At 72.9% G+C, this 15192-nt stretch carries 17 protein-coding genes, 1 tRNA gene and 1 riboswitch; of the genes, 11 read left to right on the top strand and 7 right to left on the bottom strand.

Going from position 1 to position 15192, the window contains the following annotated elements; translation table 11 throughout:
* Positions 1–29: 29 nt before the first annotated feature.
* The 3 genes from ACFVDM_RS13130 to ACFVDM_RS13120 form a co-directional block, all read right to left on the bottom strand.
* The gene (locus tag ACFVDM_RS13130; RefSeq protein WP_383637374.1) at positions 30–503 is read right to left on the bottom strand and encodes a C40 family peptidase; all 474 of its coding nucleotides are present in this window, start codon (positions 501–503) and stop codon (positions 30–32) included.
* 3 nt (positions 504–506) lie between these two features.
* Positions 507–703: riboswitch (cyclic di-AMP (ydaO/yuaA leader) on the bottom strand.
* Between the two features lie 305 nt (positions 704–1008).
* Positions 1009–1317 (bottom strand): hypothetical protein, encoded by a 309-nt coding sequence (locus ACFVDM_RS13125; RefSeq protein ID WP_383637372.1) that lies wholly within the window; start codon positions 1315–1317, stop codon positions 1009–1011.
* 7 nt (positions 1318–1324) lie between these two features.
* Positions 1325–1960: an ATP-dependent Clp protease proteolytic subunit gene (locus tag ACFVDM_RS13120; RefSeq protein WP_383637368.1), complete on the bottom strand. Its 636-nt coding sequence runs from the start codon at positions 1958–1960 to the stop codon at positions 1325–1327.
* A 96-nt stretch (positions 1961–2056) separates the two neighbouring features.
* Between ACFVDM_RS13120 and ACFVDM_RS13115 the strand changes: the two genes are divergently transcribed.
* Positions 2057–2341 carry a type II toxin-antitoxin system Phd/YefM family antitoxin gene (locus ACFVDM_RS13115; protein ID WP_383637365.1) on the top strand — a complete coding sequence of 95 codons (285 nt, stop codon included), beginning with the start codon at positions 2057–2059 and terminating at the stop codon, positions 2339–2341.
* A 70-nt stretch (positions 2342–2411) separates the two neighbouring features.
* On the opposite strand, the gene ACFVDM_RS13110 is transcribed toward ACFVDM_RS13115, so the two are convergent.
* Complete coding sequence (locus ACFVDM_RS13110; RefSeq protein WP_383637361.1) at positions 2412–3404, bottom strand: ABC transporter permease; 993 nt, start codon at positions 3402–3404, stop codon at positions 2412–2414.
* 109 nt (positions 3405–3513) lie between these two features.
* Here ACFVDM_RS13110 and ACFVDM_RS13105 point away from each other — a divergent pair, with 109 nt between their 5' ends.
* From ACFVDM_RS13105 to ACFVDM_RS13070, 8 genes are all read left to right on the top strand, one after another.
* On the top strand, positions 3514–4146 hold the full coding sequence (locus ACFVDM_RS13105) for a TetR/AcrR family transcriptional regulator (RefSeq protein ID WP_383637358.1): 633 nt from the start codon (positions 3514–3516) through the stop codon (positions 4144–4146).
* Positions 4147–4283: 137 nt separating this feature from the next.
* On the top strand, positions 4284–4586 hold the full coding sequence (locus ACFVDM_RS13100; RefSeq protein WP_383637355.1) for an urease subunit gamma: 303 nt from the start codon (positions 4284–4286) through the stop codon (positions 4584–4586).
* Positions 4587–4599: 13 nt separating this feature from the next.
* Positions 4600–4911, top strand: coding sequence for an urease subunit beta (locus ACFVDM_RS13095; protein ID WP_383637352.1), 312 nt, complete (start codon positions 4600–4602; stop codon positions 4909–4911).
* Positions 4904–6625, top strand: coding sequence for an urease subunit alpha (locus ACFVDM_RS13090; protein ID WP_383637349.1), 1722 nt, complete (start codon positions 4904–4906; stop codon positions 6623–6625). Before ACFVDM_RS13095 ends, ACFVDM_RS13090 begins: the two co-directional genes overlap by 8 nt.
* A 13-nt stretch (positions 6626–6638) precedes the next feature.
* Positions 6639–7301 carry an urease accessory protein UreF gene (locus ACFVDM_RS13085; protein ID WP_383637347.1) on the top strand — a complete coding sequence of 221 codons (663 nt, stop codon included), beginning with the start codon at positions 6639–6641 and terminating at the stop codon, positions 7299–7301.
* A 39-nt stretch (positions 7302–7340) separates the two neighbouring features.
* Positions 7341–8018 carry an urease accessory protein UreG gene (gene ureG / locus ACFVDM_RS13080; protein ID WP_383637344.1) on the top strand — a complete coding sequence of 226 codons (678 nt, stop codon included), beginning with the start codon at positions 7341–7343 and terminating at the stop codon, positions 8016–8018.
* On the top strand, positions 8015–8788 hold the full coding sequence (locus ACFVDM_RS13075; RefSeq protein ID WP_383637341.1) for an urease accessory protein UreD: 774 nt from the start codon (positions 8015–8017) through the stop codon (positions 8786–8788). Before ureG ends, ACFVDM_RS13075 begins: the two co-directional genes overlap by 4 nt.
* 203 nt (positions 8789–8991) lie before the next feature.
* Entirely contained in the window at positions 8992–10521 is a 1530-nt protein-coding gene (locus ACFVDM_RS13070; protein WP_383638019.1) for an alpha/beta hydrolase, read from the top strand.
* A 73-nt stretch (positions 10522–10594) separates the two neighbouring features.
* Here the strand turns inward: ACFVDM_RS13070 and ACFVDM_RS13065 are convergent, their stop codons facing one another.
* The 3 genes from ACFVDM_RS13065 to ACFVDM_RS13055 form a co-directional block, all read right to left on the bottom strand.
* Positions 10595–11656, bottom strand: coding sequence for an NAD-dependent epimerase/dehydratase family protein (locus ACFVDM_RS13065; protein WP_383637337.1), 1062 nt, complete (start codon positions 11654–11656; stop codon positions 10595–10597).
* A 65-nt stretch (positions 11657–11721) separates the two neighbouring features.
* Positions 11722–12435: a lysophospholipid acyltransferase family protein gene (locus tag ACFVDM_RS13060; RefSeq protein WP_383637335.1), complete on the bottom strand. Its 714-nt coding sequence runs from the start codon at positions 12433–12435 to the stop codon at positions 11722–11724.
* A 102-nt stretch (positions 12436–12537) separates the two neighbouring features.
* Entirely contained in the window at positions 12538–12978 is a 441-nt protein-coding gene (locus tag ACFVDM_RS13055; RefSeq protein ID WP_383637332.1) for a Crp/Fnr family transcriptional regulator, read from the bottom strand.
* A 356-nt stretch (positions 12979–13334) separates the two neighbouring features.
* Here ACFVDM_RS13055 and ACFVDM_RS13050 point away from each other — a divergent pair.
* Both ACFVDM_RS13050 and ACFVDM_RS13045 read left to right on the top strand, forming a co-directional pair.
* Positions 13335–13413: transfer RNA gene (locus ACFVDM_RS13050), tRNA-Ser, on the top strand.
* A 109-nt stretch (positions 13414–13522) separates the two neighbouring features.
* Entirely contained in the window at positions 13523–15151 is a 1629-nt protein-coding gene (locus ACFVDM_RS13045; RefSeq protein ID WP_383637329.1) for a TROVE domain-containing protein, read from the top strand.
* The last annotated feature ends 41 nt before the right edge of the window (positions 15152–15192 follow it).

The raw sequence follows: 15192 nt of genomic DNA, 5'->3' as shown, positions 1-15192 counted from the left end.
GGGAGACGGTCCCGGGCGGCGGGCCGGGCTCAGCGGACCCGTCCGTAGGAGACGTTCCTCGTCCAGATCTTCTCCAGCCGGACCACGGCACCGGTCTTGGGCGAATGCCAGATCTTTCCGCTGCCCGCGTAGATGCCCACGTGGTAGACGCTGCGGCCCGCGTGGAAGAAGACCAGGTCACCGCGTTGCCGCTGGGAGAATGAGATGCGCCGGGTCGAGTTGTACTGCTGCTGGGCCGTGCGCGGGAGCTTCTTGCCGGCCTTCTTGAACGAGTAGAGCGTCAGCCCGGAGCAGTCGAAGCGGCTCGGTCCGGTGGCGCCCCAGCGGTACGGGGCGCCCTTCTTCGACGCGGCGACGTTCAGCGCCTTCACCGAGTGGGTGGCGGCCTGGGCATCGCCCGCGGCGCCGGGAACGATCAGGGTGCCGCCCACGGCGGCGAGAGTGAGGGCCGAGGCCGTGGTGGCCCGGACGAGCAGAGACGGGACATGAACCTGCGCAGTCATGCGCAACCCTTCGTCAGCCGCCTGTGAAGGATGACCTGTCGGGTTCGGGCTGGCGAAGTTGCCCGGCCGCGGCTGCGGCTTCACCCCGAGGGTCGGCCGGGACTCCCGGCCGACCCGTTGTGCTCGGGTCCTCCACTCCTGCCGATCCACTCCTGTCGACCAGGCATCCGGGCGGCGGCAGGACTCGGCGTCCGCCCGGACCGCCCCGCCGCGGTGGCGGGGGCTTGTCGTCCCAGGGATCTTGACTCACCTCGCGCCGGTTTTCCGCGGTGAAACGGTCATATGTGAGGCTCATCACCACTGACCCGTTCGGGTGGACAGAGGGTGATTCAGGGAACCGCTGACCGTCACCGACCGAGGGCGCACCAGCGACAAAAGGGCGTATCTCACCCATGGGTCGTCGGGAAAGCGCAAATCGGCCTGTCCCTCCCGCGAGGGAACGCCTACGCCGAACGAGCGAGGAAATTCGCTCACGCCGTCGGGCGTGTCGCCATCGGAAGGCCGGTCAACTCGGCGGGGCCGGGGGCATGGTGACGCGTGCGGCGCGTCGCTCGCCGTCCAGGACGCGCAGGGCGCGGGTGAGGGTGCCGGTGTGGATCAGCGTCTCACCGCGCTCGTGCATGAGCGTCAGGGCGTCCCGCAGTGCGACCGCGTGGGAGGCGAGCGCCTGGGCGGCACGCAGGGCCCCGTAGGTGTCGTGCCCGTGGACCGGGTTGATCCGGCCGACCTGGTCGAGCACCTGCAGATAGCGGTCCAGGAACTCGCCCTCGGCCCGGGTCAGGGCGGGCAGCGGCGTGAACTCCGGTGGCTGCATCGGCCCTTCACCACTCGGTGCGCCGGGCCCCCGGCAGGCCGCGGTTCTCCACCAGGTGGTCGACGATCCCGTACTCCCTCGCCGCCGCGGCGTCCAGGACGAGATCCCGCTCGGTGTCCTCGGTGATCCGTGCGGCCTCGCGCCCGGTGTGACGGGCCAGCAGATCGGTCGTCAGTCCGCGCATCCGGTCCAGCTCGCGTGCCTCGATCTCCAGGTCCGAGGGCTGTCCCCGCAAGGGCTCGGGCAGTTCGGGCTGACGCACCACCACGCGCGCCCCCGGCAGCGCGAACCGCCGTCCCGGGGCCCCGGCCGCGAGCAGTATCGCCGCACCCGCCTCGGCCCGGCCGAGGCAGTAGGTCTCCACCTCGCAGGTTAGGTACGCCATCGTGTCGTAGATGGCCGTCATCGCCCAGAACGAGCCGCCCGGGGAGTTGATGTAGAGCGAGATGGGCCGGTCCGGCGCGTCGTGCTCCAGGTACATGAACTGCGCCACCAGGTCGTTGGCCGCCGTGTCGTCGACGGCGGTGCCCAGGAAGACGATCCGTTCGGACAGCAGCTTGGAGTACGGATCGAGGGTGCGGGTCCCCTGCGAGGTGCGCTCGGTGAACTCGGGAAGGACGTAACGGGCGGTCGGGCGGTGCATGGCGGGCCTCTCCTCCGGTGCGCGGGCGCCCAGGAGGGAGCCCGCACACGCTTCCGTAAAAAATGTACAGGACGTACAGAAGGTTATGATGGGAGCATGGCCTACGAGATTCCGGTGACGCAAGCACGGGCTGAACTCGCCGAACTGATCAACCGAGTCGTCTACGGCGGCGAGCGCGTGGTCGTGACCCGGCACGGCAAGCCGCTCGTGGCCCTGGTGTCGGCCGCTGACCTGGAGCGACTGGAGAACGAGGAGGCGGCCGAGCGGGAGCAGGTGATCAGCTCGGTCTCCTCGATCGGCTCCGCCTCGTCCGCTGCGGGCGAACGGCGGCGCTTCGGGATCGCCGCGGAGCACAGGGGGCACCAGCACCCCGGGGAGTGAGTCGTAACGCCGAGGAGGCCGTGCCCCTGCCGTCATGGCGGGGGCACGGCCTCCGGGGGTGGTGCGGGTGTCAGCCGGCGAGCGCGGCCTCGCGCGCGGGGGCCGCTTCCGGCGCGGGCGCGGCCGGGCGGCGCAGCCGGCCGCCGATGAGTACCGCGGCCAGTCCGCACACCGACCACAGGGCCAGGGTCAGGACCGCCCCCGACGCGGCGTGCCCGTCGAAGTAGGCGACCGAGCGCAGCAGGGAACCGCCCGCACCCGGGGGCAGCCACTGGCCGATCGTGCCGACCGGCCGGGGGAGCAGTTCGGGAGCGCTCGTCACGCCCGAGAACGGATTGCCCAGGAGCACCATCAGCAGCGCCCCGATGCCGATGCCCGCCGGGCCGATCAGCGCGGCGAACCCCGCGATTGCCGCTCCGATGGCGAGCACGGTCAGGCCGAGTGCCCCGGCCTCGGCCCACCAGTTCCCGGTCAGCGCCCCGAGCCAGCTGTCGGTGACGGCGGCGGCCACGACGCCCACGAGCGCGGCCACACCGAGCAGGGCGGTGGCCGCCCGCCCGCCGCGCAGGCCCAGCAGGGTCACCACGGCCCCCGCGGCCACACCGGCGATCGCCAGCGGGAGGATGCCGGAGCCGAGTACGCTGCCGCGCGGGTCGGCCGCCGGGGCGGCGACCACATCGGTGACCGGCACCTCGGTGCCCCCGGGCGCGGACGCGGTCACCGCCTCGCGCAACAGCTGGGCCACCACGGGGCTCGCGGCGGAGGCGGTCAGCAGCTCGGGGCCGTGCTCCGTGGCGACCACCGCGCCGTATACGGCCCGGTGCTCGACGGCCTCCCGGGCCTCGTCCGCGGAGGCGTACCGGTGGATCTCGAAGGCGCCGTCGTGCTGGGCGAGACGTGCCTCCAGCTGTGCGGCGGCCGGGGCGGGTCCGGCGACGCCGAGCGGGAGGTCCCTCGGTGCCGTCCGCGCCGCGGGCCAGGTGAACGCCCAGAGGGCGAGCGCCACCAGCACGGGGACGAGGAGGACGACCGCGATCAGGCGGCGGTTCGGGGAGGCGGTCATGACAGGTGCCTCGATTCAAAGAGAATGATTATTCGTTTTACTGGGTGACGCCACTGTCCCGCCGGTGCGTCCGGTTGTCAAGAATGAATGTTCGTTTTAGATTGAGGGCATGGCTCGTGTATCCCAGGCGCACCTCGACGCCCGCCGCCGGCAGATCCTCGAAGGCGCCGCCCGCTGCTTCGCCCGGGACGGGTTCCACGGGACCTCCATGCAGGACGTCCTGAAGGAGGTCGGGCTGTCGGCCGGGGCCGTCTACCGCTACTTCACCGGCAAGGAGGACCTGATCGCCGCCATCGCCGGGCAGGCGCTGAGCGGTGTCCGGGACGCCTTCGAACGGGCCGCGGACGCCTCGCCGCCGCCCACCCCCGACGTGCTGATCGGCCGCGTGGTCCGCACCCTGTTCGGCGAGGGGGCGGAGGAGGAGCGCGCCGGACTGGACCACCGGGCGTTCGCCGGGCTGATCGTCCAGGTGTGGTCCGAGGTGCTGCGCAGCGAACGGCTGGCGGCCACGCTCCGCGAGGGATTCGACGGACTGCGGGCGTCGTGGGCGGACCTGGTCGCGCTCTACCGGGCGAACGGGATGCTCGGCGCCGACGTGCCCGACGAGCACATCGCCCGGACGCTGATCGCCACCGCCCAGGGATTCATCACCCAGCTCGCGATGTTCGGCGACACCGCCCCCGAGGTCCTGGAGAACGGTCTGCGCGGACTGATGTCGATGGATCTCCCACCCGCCCGTTAACGCGCCGGAAAAACTTCGGCTCTAGCGTGCACTACCTCGCCACGCGGCGACCGGACGCCCCGACCGACCTGCCGGGGCCGTCCGGTGCCGCGCCGTGCCCAGGGACGGCACCGGGCGGACGACTGTGAGGTGGACGCATGCGACTGACCCCGCACGAACAGGAACGACTGCTCATCCACGTGGCCGCCGACGTGGCGGACCGGCGCCGCGCGCGCGGACTGCGGCTCAACCACCCCGAGGCCGTCGCCCTCATCACCGCGCATCTGCTGGAGGGCGCCCGCGACGGGCGCACGGTCTCCGAACTGATGGCGTCCGGCCGCACCGTACTCACCCGTGACGACGTCATGGACGGCATCGCCGAGATGATCCACGACGTGCAGGTCGAGGCGACCTTCCCCGACGGCACCAAGCTCGTCACCGTCCACGACCCCATCGTCTGACGGGGCGCGGCCGATGATCCCCGGAGAGATCCTTTACGCGGACGGCGACGTGCCCCTCAACGAGGGACTGCCGGTCACCCGGCTCACCGTTCTCAACGCCGCCGACCGGCCCGTCCAGGTCGGCTCGCACTACCACTTCGCCGAGGCCAACCCCGGCCTCGACTTCGACCGGGCGGCCGCCCGCGGACTGCGGCTGGACATCGCCGCCGGCACCGCCGTCCGCTTCGAGCCCGGCATCCCCGTCGACATCGAACTCGTCCCCCTGGCCGGACGCCGCGTCGTCCCCGGCCTGCGCGGCGAGACCGGAGGACCCCTCGATGGCTGAGCTCCCGCGCCCCGTGTACGCCGATCTCTACGGCCCCACCACCGGCGACCGCATCCGGCTGGCCGACACCTGTCTGCTCGTCGAGATCGAGGAGGACCGCTGCGGCGGACCCGGCCGCGCCGGGAACGAGGCCGTGTTCGGCGGCGGCAAGGTGATCCGCGAATCCATGGGACAGGCCCGCACCACCCGCGCCGAGGGCGCCCCGGACACCGTCGTCACCGGCGCCGTCGTCATCGACCACTGGGGCGTGGTCAAGGCCGACATCGGCATACGCGACGGCCGGATCACCGCCCTCGGCAAGGCCGGCAACCCCGACACCATGGACGGCGTCCACCCCGGCCTGGTGATCGGACCGGAGACCGAGATCATCGCGGGCAACGGCAAGCTGCTCACCGCCGGGGCCATCGACGCGCATGTGCACTTCATCTCCCCGACCCTCGTCGACGAGGCGCTGGCCAGTGGGATCACCACGCTCGTCGGTGGCGGGACCGGCCCGGCCGAGGGGACCAGGGCCACCACGATCACTCCCGGTCCCTGGCATCTCGCCCGGATGTTCGAGGCGCTGGACGGCTGCCCCGTGAACATCGGTCTGCTCGGCAAGGGGAACACGATGTCCCGGGAGGCGATGTGCTCCCAACTCCGCGCCGGAGCGCTCGGGTTCAAGATTCATGAGGACTGGGGCGCGACGCCCGCCGTGATCGACGCCTGCCTCGGTGTCTGCGAGGAGAGCGGGGCCCAACTCGCCCTGCACACCGACACCCTCAACGAGGCGGGGTTCGTCTCGGACACCCTCGCCGCGATCGCGGGCCGGACCGTCCACGCGTACCACACCGAGGGTGCGGGTGGCGGGCACGCCCCCGACATCATCCGCGTCGTCTCGGAGCCCCACGTCCTGCCCAGCTCCACCAACCCGACCCGGCCGCACACCGTCAACACCATCGAGGAACACCTCGACATGCTGATGGTCTGTCACCACCTCAACCCCGCCGTACCGGAGGATCTGGCGTTCGCCGAATCGCGGATCCGGCCCTCGACGATCGCGGCCGAGGACATCCTGCACGACCTCGGCGCGATCTCGATCATCTCCTCGGACTCGCAGGCCATGGGCCGGATCGGCGAGGTCGTGCTGCGGACCTGGCAGACCGCCCATGTGATGAAGCGCCGCCGGGGCGCGCTGCCGGGCGACGGCCGGGCCGACAACCACCGGGCCCGTCGCTATGTCGCCAAATACACCATCAACCCGGCGGTGGCACAGGGGCTGGACCGGGAGATCGGCTCCGTGGAGCCGGGCAAGCTCGCCGATCTGGTGCTCTGGGAGCCCGCCTTCTTCGGGGTCCGGCCGCAGACGGTCATCAAGGGCGGGCAGATCGCGTACGCGCAGATGGGCGACGCCAACGCCTCCGTCCCCACCCCGCAACCCGTCCTTCCGCGTCCCATGTTCGGCGCCATCGGCCGGGCACCGGCGGCCAACTCCCTCACGTTCGTGTCGGCCGCGGCGATCGAGGACGGACTCCCCGAACGCCTCGGCCTCGGCAAGCGCTTCGTGCCGATCGCCGGCACCCGGGGCGTCACCAAGGCCGACATGCGGGAGAACGACGCGCTGCCCCGGGTGGAGGTCGACCCGGACAGCTTCGCCGTCACCATCGACGGCGATCCGGTCGAACCGGAACCCGCCGCCGAACTCCCCATGGCCCAGCGCTACTTCCTCTTCTGAGAGCGGACCGACCATGAGCCGCGCAGCCCTGCTCGTCCTGGCGGACGGTCGCTTCCCCGCCGGGGGCCACGCCCACTCCGGCGGCGCCGAGGCGGCCGTCGCCGCCGGACGCGTCCGCGACGCCGAAGGACTCGCCGCCTTCTGCCGGGGCCGGCTGCACACCACCGGCCTCACGTCGGCCGCGCTCGCCGCGGCGGCCGCCGGGGGACACGACCCCCTCGTCCTGGACGAGGCCGCCGACGCCCGCACCCCCTCACCCGCGCTGCGCGCGGTCGCCCGCAGACTCGGCCGGCAGCTCATGCGGGCCGCCCGCGCGACCTGGCCGAGCGCCGCGCTGGACGCCCTTGCCGAGGCCCGGCCGCGCGGCGCCCACCAGCCCGTCGTCCTCGGCCTGACGGCCCGGTCGGCCGGGCTCACGCCCGTGGACGCCGCCCACTGCGCCGCGTACGAGACGATCGGCGGACCGGCGACCGCCGTGGTCCGGCTGCTCTCGCTCGACCCGTTCGAGGCCACCGCCGTCCTCGCCCGGCTCGCCCCCGAGGTCGACCGGGTCGCCGCGCGCGCGGCGGCCGCCGCTCTCGGTCCCGTGGAGGAACTGCCCGCAGCCTCGGCGCCGTTGCTCGACATCACCGCCGAGGACCACGCCGGATGGCCGGTCCGGCTCTTCGCCTCGTAACCCCCGGACTCCCGTCCCTCATCCCACAGGAGCCGCACCATGCACCTCGACCACACCCACTTCGGGGAGGCGGCCGTCGGCGCCGACGCCGCACGCCCCGACGGCACCCGGCGCGCCCTGCGCATCGGGCTCGGCGGACCGGTCGGCTCGGGCAAGACGGCCACCGTGGCCGCCCTCTGCCGGACGCTGCGCGACCGGCTCTCCCTGGCCGTCGTCACCAACGACATCTACACCCGCGAGGACGCCGCCTTCCTGCTGCGCAACGCGGTGCTCCCGCCCGAGCGGATCACGGCCGTCGAGACCGGCGCGTGCCCGCACACCGCCATCCGCGACGACATCTCCGCCAACCTCGAAGCCGTCGAGGACCTGGAGGAGAGCGTCGGTCCGCTCGACCTGATCCTGGTGGAGTCCGGCGGCGACAACCTCACGGCGACCTTCTCCAGGGGCCTGGTCGACGCACAGATCTTCATCATCGACGTCGCGGGCGGCGACGACATCCCGCGCAAGGGCGGTCCCGGGGTCACCACCTCCGACCTGCTGGTCATCAACAAGACCGATCTCGCGCCGTACGTCGGCTCCGACCTGGACCGGATGGCGCGCGACGCCGCGCAGCAGCGCGGCACCCTGCCCGTGGTCCTCACCTCGCTCACCTCGGCCGAGGGCGTCGCACCCGTCGCGGACTGGGTACGGGGGCGCGTCGCCTCCTGGACCGCGTGAGCGTCCGGGCCACCGCCCGGATCCACGCCGTGCCCGACGGGCGGGGCGGCACCGCGCTGCCCGTCCTGCGGGGCGAGGGCCCACTCGCCCTCCGGCGCACCCGGGCCGCCCTCCCCGGGACCGCGCGGGTCACCGTCGTCGGTGCCATGAGCGCCCCGCTCGGCGGTGACCGCCTCGCCGTCGGGGCGCGGGCCGCCCGGGGCGCCCGGCTCGCCGTGGACGCGGCGGCGGCCACCGTCGCCCTGCCCGGCCCCCGGCCCGGCGGGGGCCCGGCGCACTACACCGTCACCCTGCACGTGGAGGAGGACGCCGTACTCGACTGGCTCCCCGAACCGTTGGTCTCGGCCCACGGCAGCGATCTCGTTCTCACCACCGTCGTCCACCTGGCCACCACCGCCCGGCTGACACTGCGTGAGGAACTCGTCCTCGGCCGCCACGGGGAGGCCGGCGGCACCCTCCGCAGCCGGCTCACCGTCACCCGCGGCGGACGCCCGCTCCTCGACCAGGAGACCGCGTACGGACCCGGTGCACCGGGCGGCTGGGACGGCCCCGCCGTGCTCGGCGGCCACCGAGCCGTCGGCCAACTCCTGGTTGTGGAGCCCTCCTTCGAGGAGAAGGCCCTGGACAACCGGATGCTGGGTCCCACCGCCGTACGCGCCCGGCTGAACGGTCCCGCAGTGCTCGTCACCGCGATCGCCCCGGACGCCCGGGAGCTGCGCGCCGTGCTGGGCCGTGCCGCACAGGACATCGCGGGTCCCGGAAGCGGCTGAACACCGCTGAAGGGACACGGGTGTCCGGTTATCGATTCGGTAAAGAAGAAGGTCGGCGATCTGTTCCCGGCGGCCCCGCAGACGACAGGATCCGCGAGAGGCACCAACCGAACAGCGCCGCACCCGAAGGCGCTTCTGATGGGGGGAGGTTCCACGTGAGACGCACCGCAGCGCTCGGCTCGGCCGGCGCTCTGATCGCGGGGATGCTCATAGCGGGCGCGATATCCGCGCCGGCGGCCACGGCCGAAGGGCACCCGGGCAACAACACCGAGGCCCGCGGCGTCCAACTCGCCGCGGCACGCGCGGCCAGGGCGGGCATCGACTGGACGGACTGCCCGGCCGACTGGGCCATCGCCGCACCGATCCAGTGCGGATGGGTCACCGTCCCGCTCGACTACGCCAAGCCCCACGGCAAGCAGATCAAGCTCGCCGTCGACCGCCACCGCTCCACCGGCACCGCCGCCGAACGCCAGGGCGCCCTGATCTACAACCCCGGCGGCCCCGGCGGCTCCGGCATGGCGTTCCCCAAGCGCGTCGCCACCAACAGCCCGCTCTGGGCCAAGACCGCGAAGGCCTACGACTTCGTGGGCTTCGACCCCCGCGGTGTCGGCCACTCCGCGCCCATCTCCTGCATCGACCCGCAGGAATTCGTGAAGGCGCCCAAGGCCGACCCGGTCCCCGACTCCGAGGCCGACAAGCGCGCCCAGCGCAAGCTCGCCGCCGCGTACGCGGACGGCTGCGCCGAGCGCAGCGGCGCGATGCTGCCGCACATGACGACCCCCAACACCGCGCGCGACCTGGACGTCATCCGCGCCGCGCTGGGCGAGAAGAAGCTCAACTACCTGGGCGTCTCCTACGGCACCTACCTCGGTGCGGTGTACGGCACGCTCTTCCCGTCCCACGTCCGGCGCATGGTCGTGGACAGCGTCGTCAATCCGGCGCGGGACAACATCTGGTACCAGGCCAACCTCAACCAGGACATCGCCTTCGAGAAGCGCTGGGGCGACTGGAAGACCTGGGTCGCCGCCAACGACGCCACCTTCCACATCGGCGACACCGCGCAGAAGGTCGAGCAGGAGTGGCTCAAGCTGCGTGCCTCGGCCAAGAAGAACCCGATCGGCGGGGTCCTCGGCCCGGCCGAGCTCATCGGCTTCTTCCAGAGCGCCCCGTACTACGACTCCACCTGGGTGCCCATCGCCCGGACCTGGAGCGCTTACCGGGCCGGTGACACCCAGGCACTCGTGGACGCCGCCGCGCCCGACCTCTCGGACACCGCGGGCAACATCCGCGCCGAGAACAGCAACGCCGTGTACACGGCGGTCGAGTGCGCGGACGCCAAGTGGCCCACCAACTGGCGGACCTGGGACCGGGACAACACCCGGCTGCACCGCGACTACCCGTTCATGACCTGGGCCAACGCCTGGATGAACCTGCCCTGCGCGACCTGGTCCGCCAAGCAGCAGAACCCGCTGGACGTCCGCACCGGCAGGGGCCTGCCGCCCGTGCTGATCGTCCAGTCCACGCGGGACGCCGCCACCCCGTACGAGGGGGCCGTCGAGCTGCACAAGCGCTTCAGGGGCTCGCGTCTCGTCACCGAGGACGGCGCCGGTTCGCACGGCGTCACCAACCTGGTCAACCCGTGCATCAACGAGCGGGTGGACACCTATCTGCTCACCGGGCGGACCGACCGCAGCGATGTGACGTGCACCCCGCACGCCACGCCGAAGCCGTAACGGAGCACCGAACGGGACGGGCGGCCGGTGGTGCACCGGCCGCCCGTCCGCGTCCCCGTCCCTGTCCCCGGGCTCAGACCGCGGCGTGCTCGCCCCGGTCGTGCGCCTCCAGCCAGGCGTCCTCCGCCGCGTACCGGAAGAGCGCGTCGCCGTAGGAGCGGACCATCGCGGGATACGCCTCCTGCCACGTCCGCCCCGCCAGCCGCTCGACCATCCAGGCCACGGTCTCCGGAAGCGACTCCTCGTACCCGGTCACCGGGCGGTACCCCAGCTCCCGTTCGGCGGCCGTCATGTCGTAGACGATCGGGTGCGGCGCGGTCCACGGCGTGGCGCCCACGCCCTCCGGGGTGACCGCCCCCGGCATCAGCACGGTCGTCGTGGTCCTGCCCAGCACCCGGTCCACCGCGTCACCGATCTCCGCGACCGTGGGTGCCTGCGGATCGGCGGCGTTGAGCACACGGGACCCCGGTCTCAGCGCGGCCAGCCGGATCAGCTCCGCCATGTTGGAGGAGTGCACCGGGTGGAACCGCGAGGTCCCGCCGTACGCCAGCACCCGGCGCGTGCGGCCGTCCAGCGCGCGCTTGACGAAGTACAGCTCACGCGGGGTGCGGCAGTGCGGGCCGTGGATCGCGCCCGCCCGCAGCAGCGTCACCGGCAGGGACGCGCCCGCAGCCAGCAGGTCCCGCTCCAGACGGATCTTCCGCGTCGCGTACGTGTCGTCGCCCGGCGCGACCGTGTCCTGGCTCTCCGGCATCGGCACCGGATAGCGGGCCGCGCCGTCCGGCTCGCTCTGCGTGTCGAAGCCCTTGCCCCGGTCGTCCACGTACACCGCGCCGCTGGAGACGACGACGGCCGATCCGATCCGGTCCGACAGCCCGGTCAGCTGACGGGCGTGCGGTCCGCCGTAGGCGACCATGTCCACCAGCACGTCGCAGCCGTCGCCGAGGGCCGCGGCGAGCGCGCCCTCCTCGTCCCGGTCCAGGGCGACCGTCCGCACCCCCGCGTCCCAGCCCTCGTCACGGCCACCGCCGCGCGAGGCCGCCGTCACCTCCCAGCCGTCCTCGGCGAGCGCGCGCACCGCCACACGCCCGACCTGGCCCGTCGCTCCCAACACCCATGCGTGTCCCTTGCTCATGGACCGCACGCTAGGCGCCGGCGAACGGCCGGGACCAGCCCGTTTCGCCGTCCGCGATTCCGCTGTCAGCTTCGGCGGCCGGGGAACTTCCCTCCGCCCGCCTGCTGTTCGGCCGCCTTCACCTTGGCCGCGTAGTCGTCGACGTACTCCTGGCCGGACAGGTTCAGGATGGCGTACATGATCTCGTCGGTCACCGCGCGGATCGCCGCCTTCTGGTTCTCCAGACCGGCGTAGCGGCTGAAGTCCAGGGGCTCGCCGAAGCGGATGGTGACCTGCTTGATGCTGGGGAGCGCCTTGCCGGGCGGCTGGATCTCGAAGGTGCCGACCATCGCGCACGGAATCACCGGCACCCCGGCCCTGATCGCCATCACCGCGACCCCCACCTTGCCCTTGTAGAGCCGCCCGTCGTGCGAGCGGGTGCCCTCGGGGTAGATGCCCAGCAGCTCGCCCCGCCCGAGCACGGCGAGCCCCGCGTCGATGGCGGCCTGCCCGGCCTCCTTGCCCGAACGGTCCACCGGGATCTGGCCGATGGAGCGGAAGAACGCCGCGGTGAGCCTGCCCTTCACCCCCGGGCCGGTGAAGTACTCCGCCTTCGCCAGGAAGGTGATCCTCCGCTTGAGGATCGCCGGCATCAGGAAGTGGTCCGAGAACGACAGATGGTTGCCGGCGACGATCGCCGCGCCCTCCTCCGGAAGATGCTCGGCGCCCTCGATGACGGGGCGGAAGAGCAGCCGCAGCAGCGGACCGATGACGACGTACTTGAACAGGTTGTAGAACACCCGGTTTCTCCCTCGTGCGGCGAACCGTCCCGCGGAGCGCGTTCGTGCTCGTCACCGCTGGTTTTCAGGGCGCTCAGTGTAGGTGCACGGATCGGCGGCCGGTCAGGCGTGTACCGCCGATTCGTACAGTTCCAGCAACCTGCTCCTGGTCGCCTGCAGCCGGCCGGCGAGAATCCCGCCCACCCACTGGCTGATCGCGTAGCCGAACGCGGGGTCCGCCGTGCACGCCTCGCGCACCCGCGCCGCGTCGAAGGCATGGGCGCGCACCGGACTCAGCGTCTCCGCGCCCAGCTCCCACGCGTACGGAGGGAAGAGCCAGGACAGGCCGACCAGATCACCCGGCTGAAGCGTCGCGATCTCGGCGTTGCGGCGGTGCGGCAGCCGGGCGTCCAGCGTCACCGTCCCCGTCCTGAGGATCCAGAAGCGGTCGGCGACCGCGCCCTCCTCGAAGAGGCGCTGCGCCGCGGGGAACCGGACGTCCGCGGCGAGGCTCAGCAGACGGTCGCGGTGCGTGGCCGGAAGGGCCGTGAGCGTGGTGGTCATCGGAGTACTCCTCCGAGGAGCGGCGGTACGGAAGGCGGCCCAGCGCGCGGGCGCTCCTGAGGGCGCGCTGTCCTCGTAGAGGTGTTGTTCCCCCTGGACGGCCGAAGTACGCGAATCGGACCCCACCGGTCCGCTGTGACGCTTCCGTCCCCTCCGTCCCGTCGACGCCCCGGCGAAATTGGCGTGCACAAGTCGAACACCGCTGCCTAGAGTTGGCGTCGCGGCCGCCGCCGCACCACCGGGGTCCGTACGACCCGGCGGGAGCGGCGCCGCGTGTACGGCACCTCCCGGTGCACGGGACCCGCCTCCTTCTCGCAAAGAACCGGCGGATCCCACCTGATCTCGGGAGGCACAGCGCCGGGGTGCCCGGTGCGCAGGCGACGGATACTTCTCCTGTCAAGAGAAAGACCCGGGTTCGAATCCCGGCCACCGGCCCCCGGGTCGGCGGTAGCTCAGCGGCCCAGAGCACTTCGTCTCCGTCACCGACCTCGATCTCGGGCACCCCGGACGCTGGGCTTTCCCTCCGTGCGAGGGGTTTCTCACCATGTCCCGCTTCAACCGGGCGCGCCGCCGCGTGCCCACCTCACCCGTGCGCTCGACCGGCGCGCGCACCCGGACCGCGCAGGGCGGCGACGGCCACCTCCGCGACCCGCGGTCCGAGCTGTTCCTGCTCGCGGTGACGCACATCGCCGGAGAGGACACCTTCTACGAGCGGGCCGAACGCCGCGACGACCGTTACGCGCGGCTCGTCCGCACCCTCGCCGTCGAGGACCCGGTCTGGACGGGCCGGCTGCTCACCTGGCTGCGCGGCGAGGCACATCTGCGCACCGCCGCCCTGGTGGGCGCTGCCGAGTTCACCGCCGCCCGCCTGGAGCGACAGGCCCCCGGCCACTCCCGCCAGGTCGTCGACGCGGTGCTCCAGCGCGCCGACGAGCCCGGCGAGATGCTGGGCCACTGGACGTCCGTCCACGGCCGCGCCCTTCCCAAGCCCGTGAAGCGCGGTGTTGCGGACGCGGTGCGCCGCCTCTATGACGAGCGGGCCCTGCTCGCCTACGACACCCCCGCCCACGCCTTCCGCTTCGGCGACGTCCTCAACCTCGTCCACCCGTCCCCGGCGGCCGACCGTCCCTGGCAGGGCGAGCTGTTCCGGCACGCCCTCGACCGGCGCGGGAAGCGGGACACCGCGATCCCCGAGCGGCTCGGCATGCTGCGGGCCCGCGACGCCCTGGCGCGCGTCCCCGTCGCCGAACGCCGGACCCTGCTGACCGCCCCCGGCGCGGCGGAGCGGCTGCGCGCCGCCGGCATGACGTGGGAGGCGCTGGCCGGGTGGCTCCAGGGACCGATGGACGCCCGCGCCTGGGAAGCGGTCATCCCGTCCATGGGGTACATGGCGCTGCTGCGTAATCTGCGGAACTTCGACGAGGCCGGGGTCGACGACGAGGTGGCCGCGCGCGTCGCCGAGCGGATCGCCGACCCGGACCGGGTCGCCCGCTCCCGTCAGCTGCCGCTGCGCTTCTACTCCGCCTTCAACGCGGCCCCCTCGCTGCGCTGGGGCCACGCCCTGGAGAAGGCGCTCGGCGCCTCGCTCTCCGGGGTGCCGCGCCTGCCCGGCCGCACCCTGGTCCTGGTCGACACGTCGTCCTCGATGAACGAGGGGTTCAGCCGCGACGGCACCCTGATGCGCTGGGACGCCGCCGCCCTCTTCGGCATCGCGCTCGGCCGCCGGTGCGAGCGGGCCGACGTGGTCTCGTTCTCGTCCGCCCGCCGCACCTGGAACGACCCGCCGCGCGAGCTGGTCAGGCCGTTCGTCCCGGCCCCCGGCGGATCGCTCCTCGGGGACGTCCGCAGATGGCGTGAGGGCGGCTGGTTCCTCGGCGGGGGCACCGACACGGCTCCGGCGCTCCGCGCGACGTTCCGGGGCCACGACCGCGTCGTCGTCGTCACCGACGAGCAGGCCGGGCACGACGCGCGGGAGGTCACCGACGCCGTCCCGGCGCGGACCCCGATGTACACCTGGAACCTCGCCGGGTACGCGGCCGGTCACGCCCCGTCCGGACAGGACCGGCGGCACACCTTCGGCGGCCTCACCGACCAGGCCTTCCGCATGATCCCGATGATCGAGGCCGGGCGCGACGCCGTCTGGCCCTGGGAGGACCCGGGCCGGACCGCCTGACCCCACCCCGCGCACACGGGACCGCCCTCTGCCGGAGTTCC

The sequence above is a fragment of the Streptomyces sp. NPDC057682 genome (genome assembly GCF_042799575.1).
Classification (GTDB): domain Bacteria; phylum Actinomycetota; class Actinomycetes; order Streptomycetales; family Streptomycetaceae; genus Streptomyces.
The sequence above is the reverse complement of the archived record's forward strand: the minus strand, read 5'-3'. Positions and strand labels throughout refer to the sequence as shown.

What these genes read in the sequence shown, in the direction of transcription:
- ACFVDM_RS13100 (WP_383637355.1), top strand. Translation starts at nt 4,284, where the DNA reads ATGCGACTGACCCCGCACGAACAGGAACGACTGCTCATCCACGTGGCC.
- ACFVDM_RS13090 (WP_383637349.1), top strand. Translation starts at nt 4,904, where the DNA reads ATGGCTGAGCTCCCGCGCCCCGTGTACGCCGATCTCTACGGCCCCACC.
- ACFVDM_RS13045 (WP_383637329.1), top strand. Translation starts at nt 13,523, where the DNA reads ATGTCCCGCTTCAACCGGGCGCGCCGCCGCGTGCCCACCTCACCCGTG.
- ACFVDM_RS13095 (WP_383637352.1), top strand. Translation starts at nt 4,600, where the DNA reads ATGATCCCCGGAGAGATCCTTTACGCGGACGGCGACGTGCCCCTCAAC.
- ureG (WP_383637344.1), top strand. Translation starts at nt 7,341, where the DNA reads ATGCACCTCGACCACACCCACTTCGGGGAGGCGGCCGTCGGCGCCGAC.
- ACFVDM_RS13070 (WP_383638019.1), top strand. Translation starts at nt 8,992, where the DNA reads ATGCTCATAGCGGGCGCGATATCCGCGCCGGCGGCCACGGCCGAAGGG.
- ACFVDM_RS13105 (WP_383637358.1), top strand. Translation starts at nt 3,514, where the DNA reads ATGGCTCGTGTATCCCAGGCGCACCTCGACGCCCGCCGCCGGCAGATC.
- ACFVDM_RS13065 (WP_383637337.1), bottom strand. Translation starts at nt 11,656, where the DNA reads ATGAGCAAGGGACACGCATGGGTGTTGGGAGCGACGGGCCAGGTCGGG.
- ACFVDM_RS13120 (WP_383637368.1), bottom strand. Translation starts at nt 1,960, where the DNA reads ATGCACCGCCCGACCGCCCGTTACGTCCTTCCCGAGTTCACCGAGCGC.
- ACFVDM_RS13110 (WP_383637361.1), bottom strand. Translation starts at nt 3,404, where the DNA reads ATGACCGCCTCCCCGAACCGCCGCCTGATCGCGGTCGTCCTCCTCGTC.
- ACFVDM_RS13130 (WP_383637374.1), bottom strand. Translation starts at nt 503, where the DNA reads ATGACTGCGCAGGTTCATGTCCCGTCTCTGCTCGTCCGGGCCACCACG.
- ACFVDM_RS13055 (WP_383637332.1), bottom strand. Translation starts at nt 12,978, where the DNA reads ATGACCACCACGCTCACGGCCCTTCCGGCCACGCACCGCGACCGTCTG.
- ACFVDM_RS13115 (WP_383637365.1), top strand. Translation starts at nt 2,057, where the DNA reads ATGGCCTACGAGATTCCGGTGACGCAAGCACGGGCTGAACTCGCCGAA.
- ACFVDM_RS13085 (WP_383637347.1), top strand. Translation starts at nt 6,639, where the DNA reads ATGAGCCGCGCAGCCCTGCTCGTCCTGGCGGACGGTCGCTTCCCCGCC.
- ACFVDM_RS13125 (WP_383637372.1), bottom strand. Translation starts at nt 1,317, where the DNA reads ATGCAGCCACCGGAGTTCACGCCGCTGCCCGCCCTGACCCGGGCCGAG.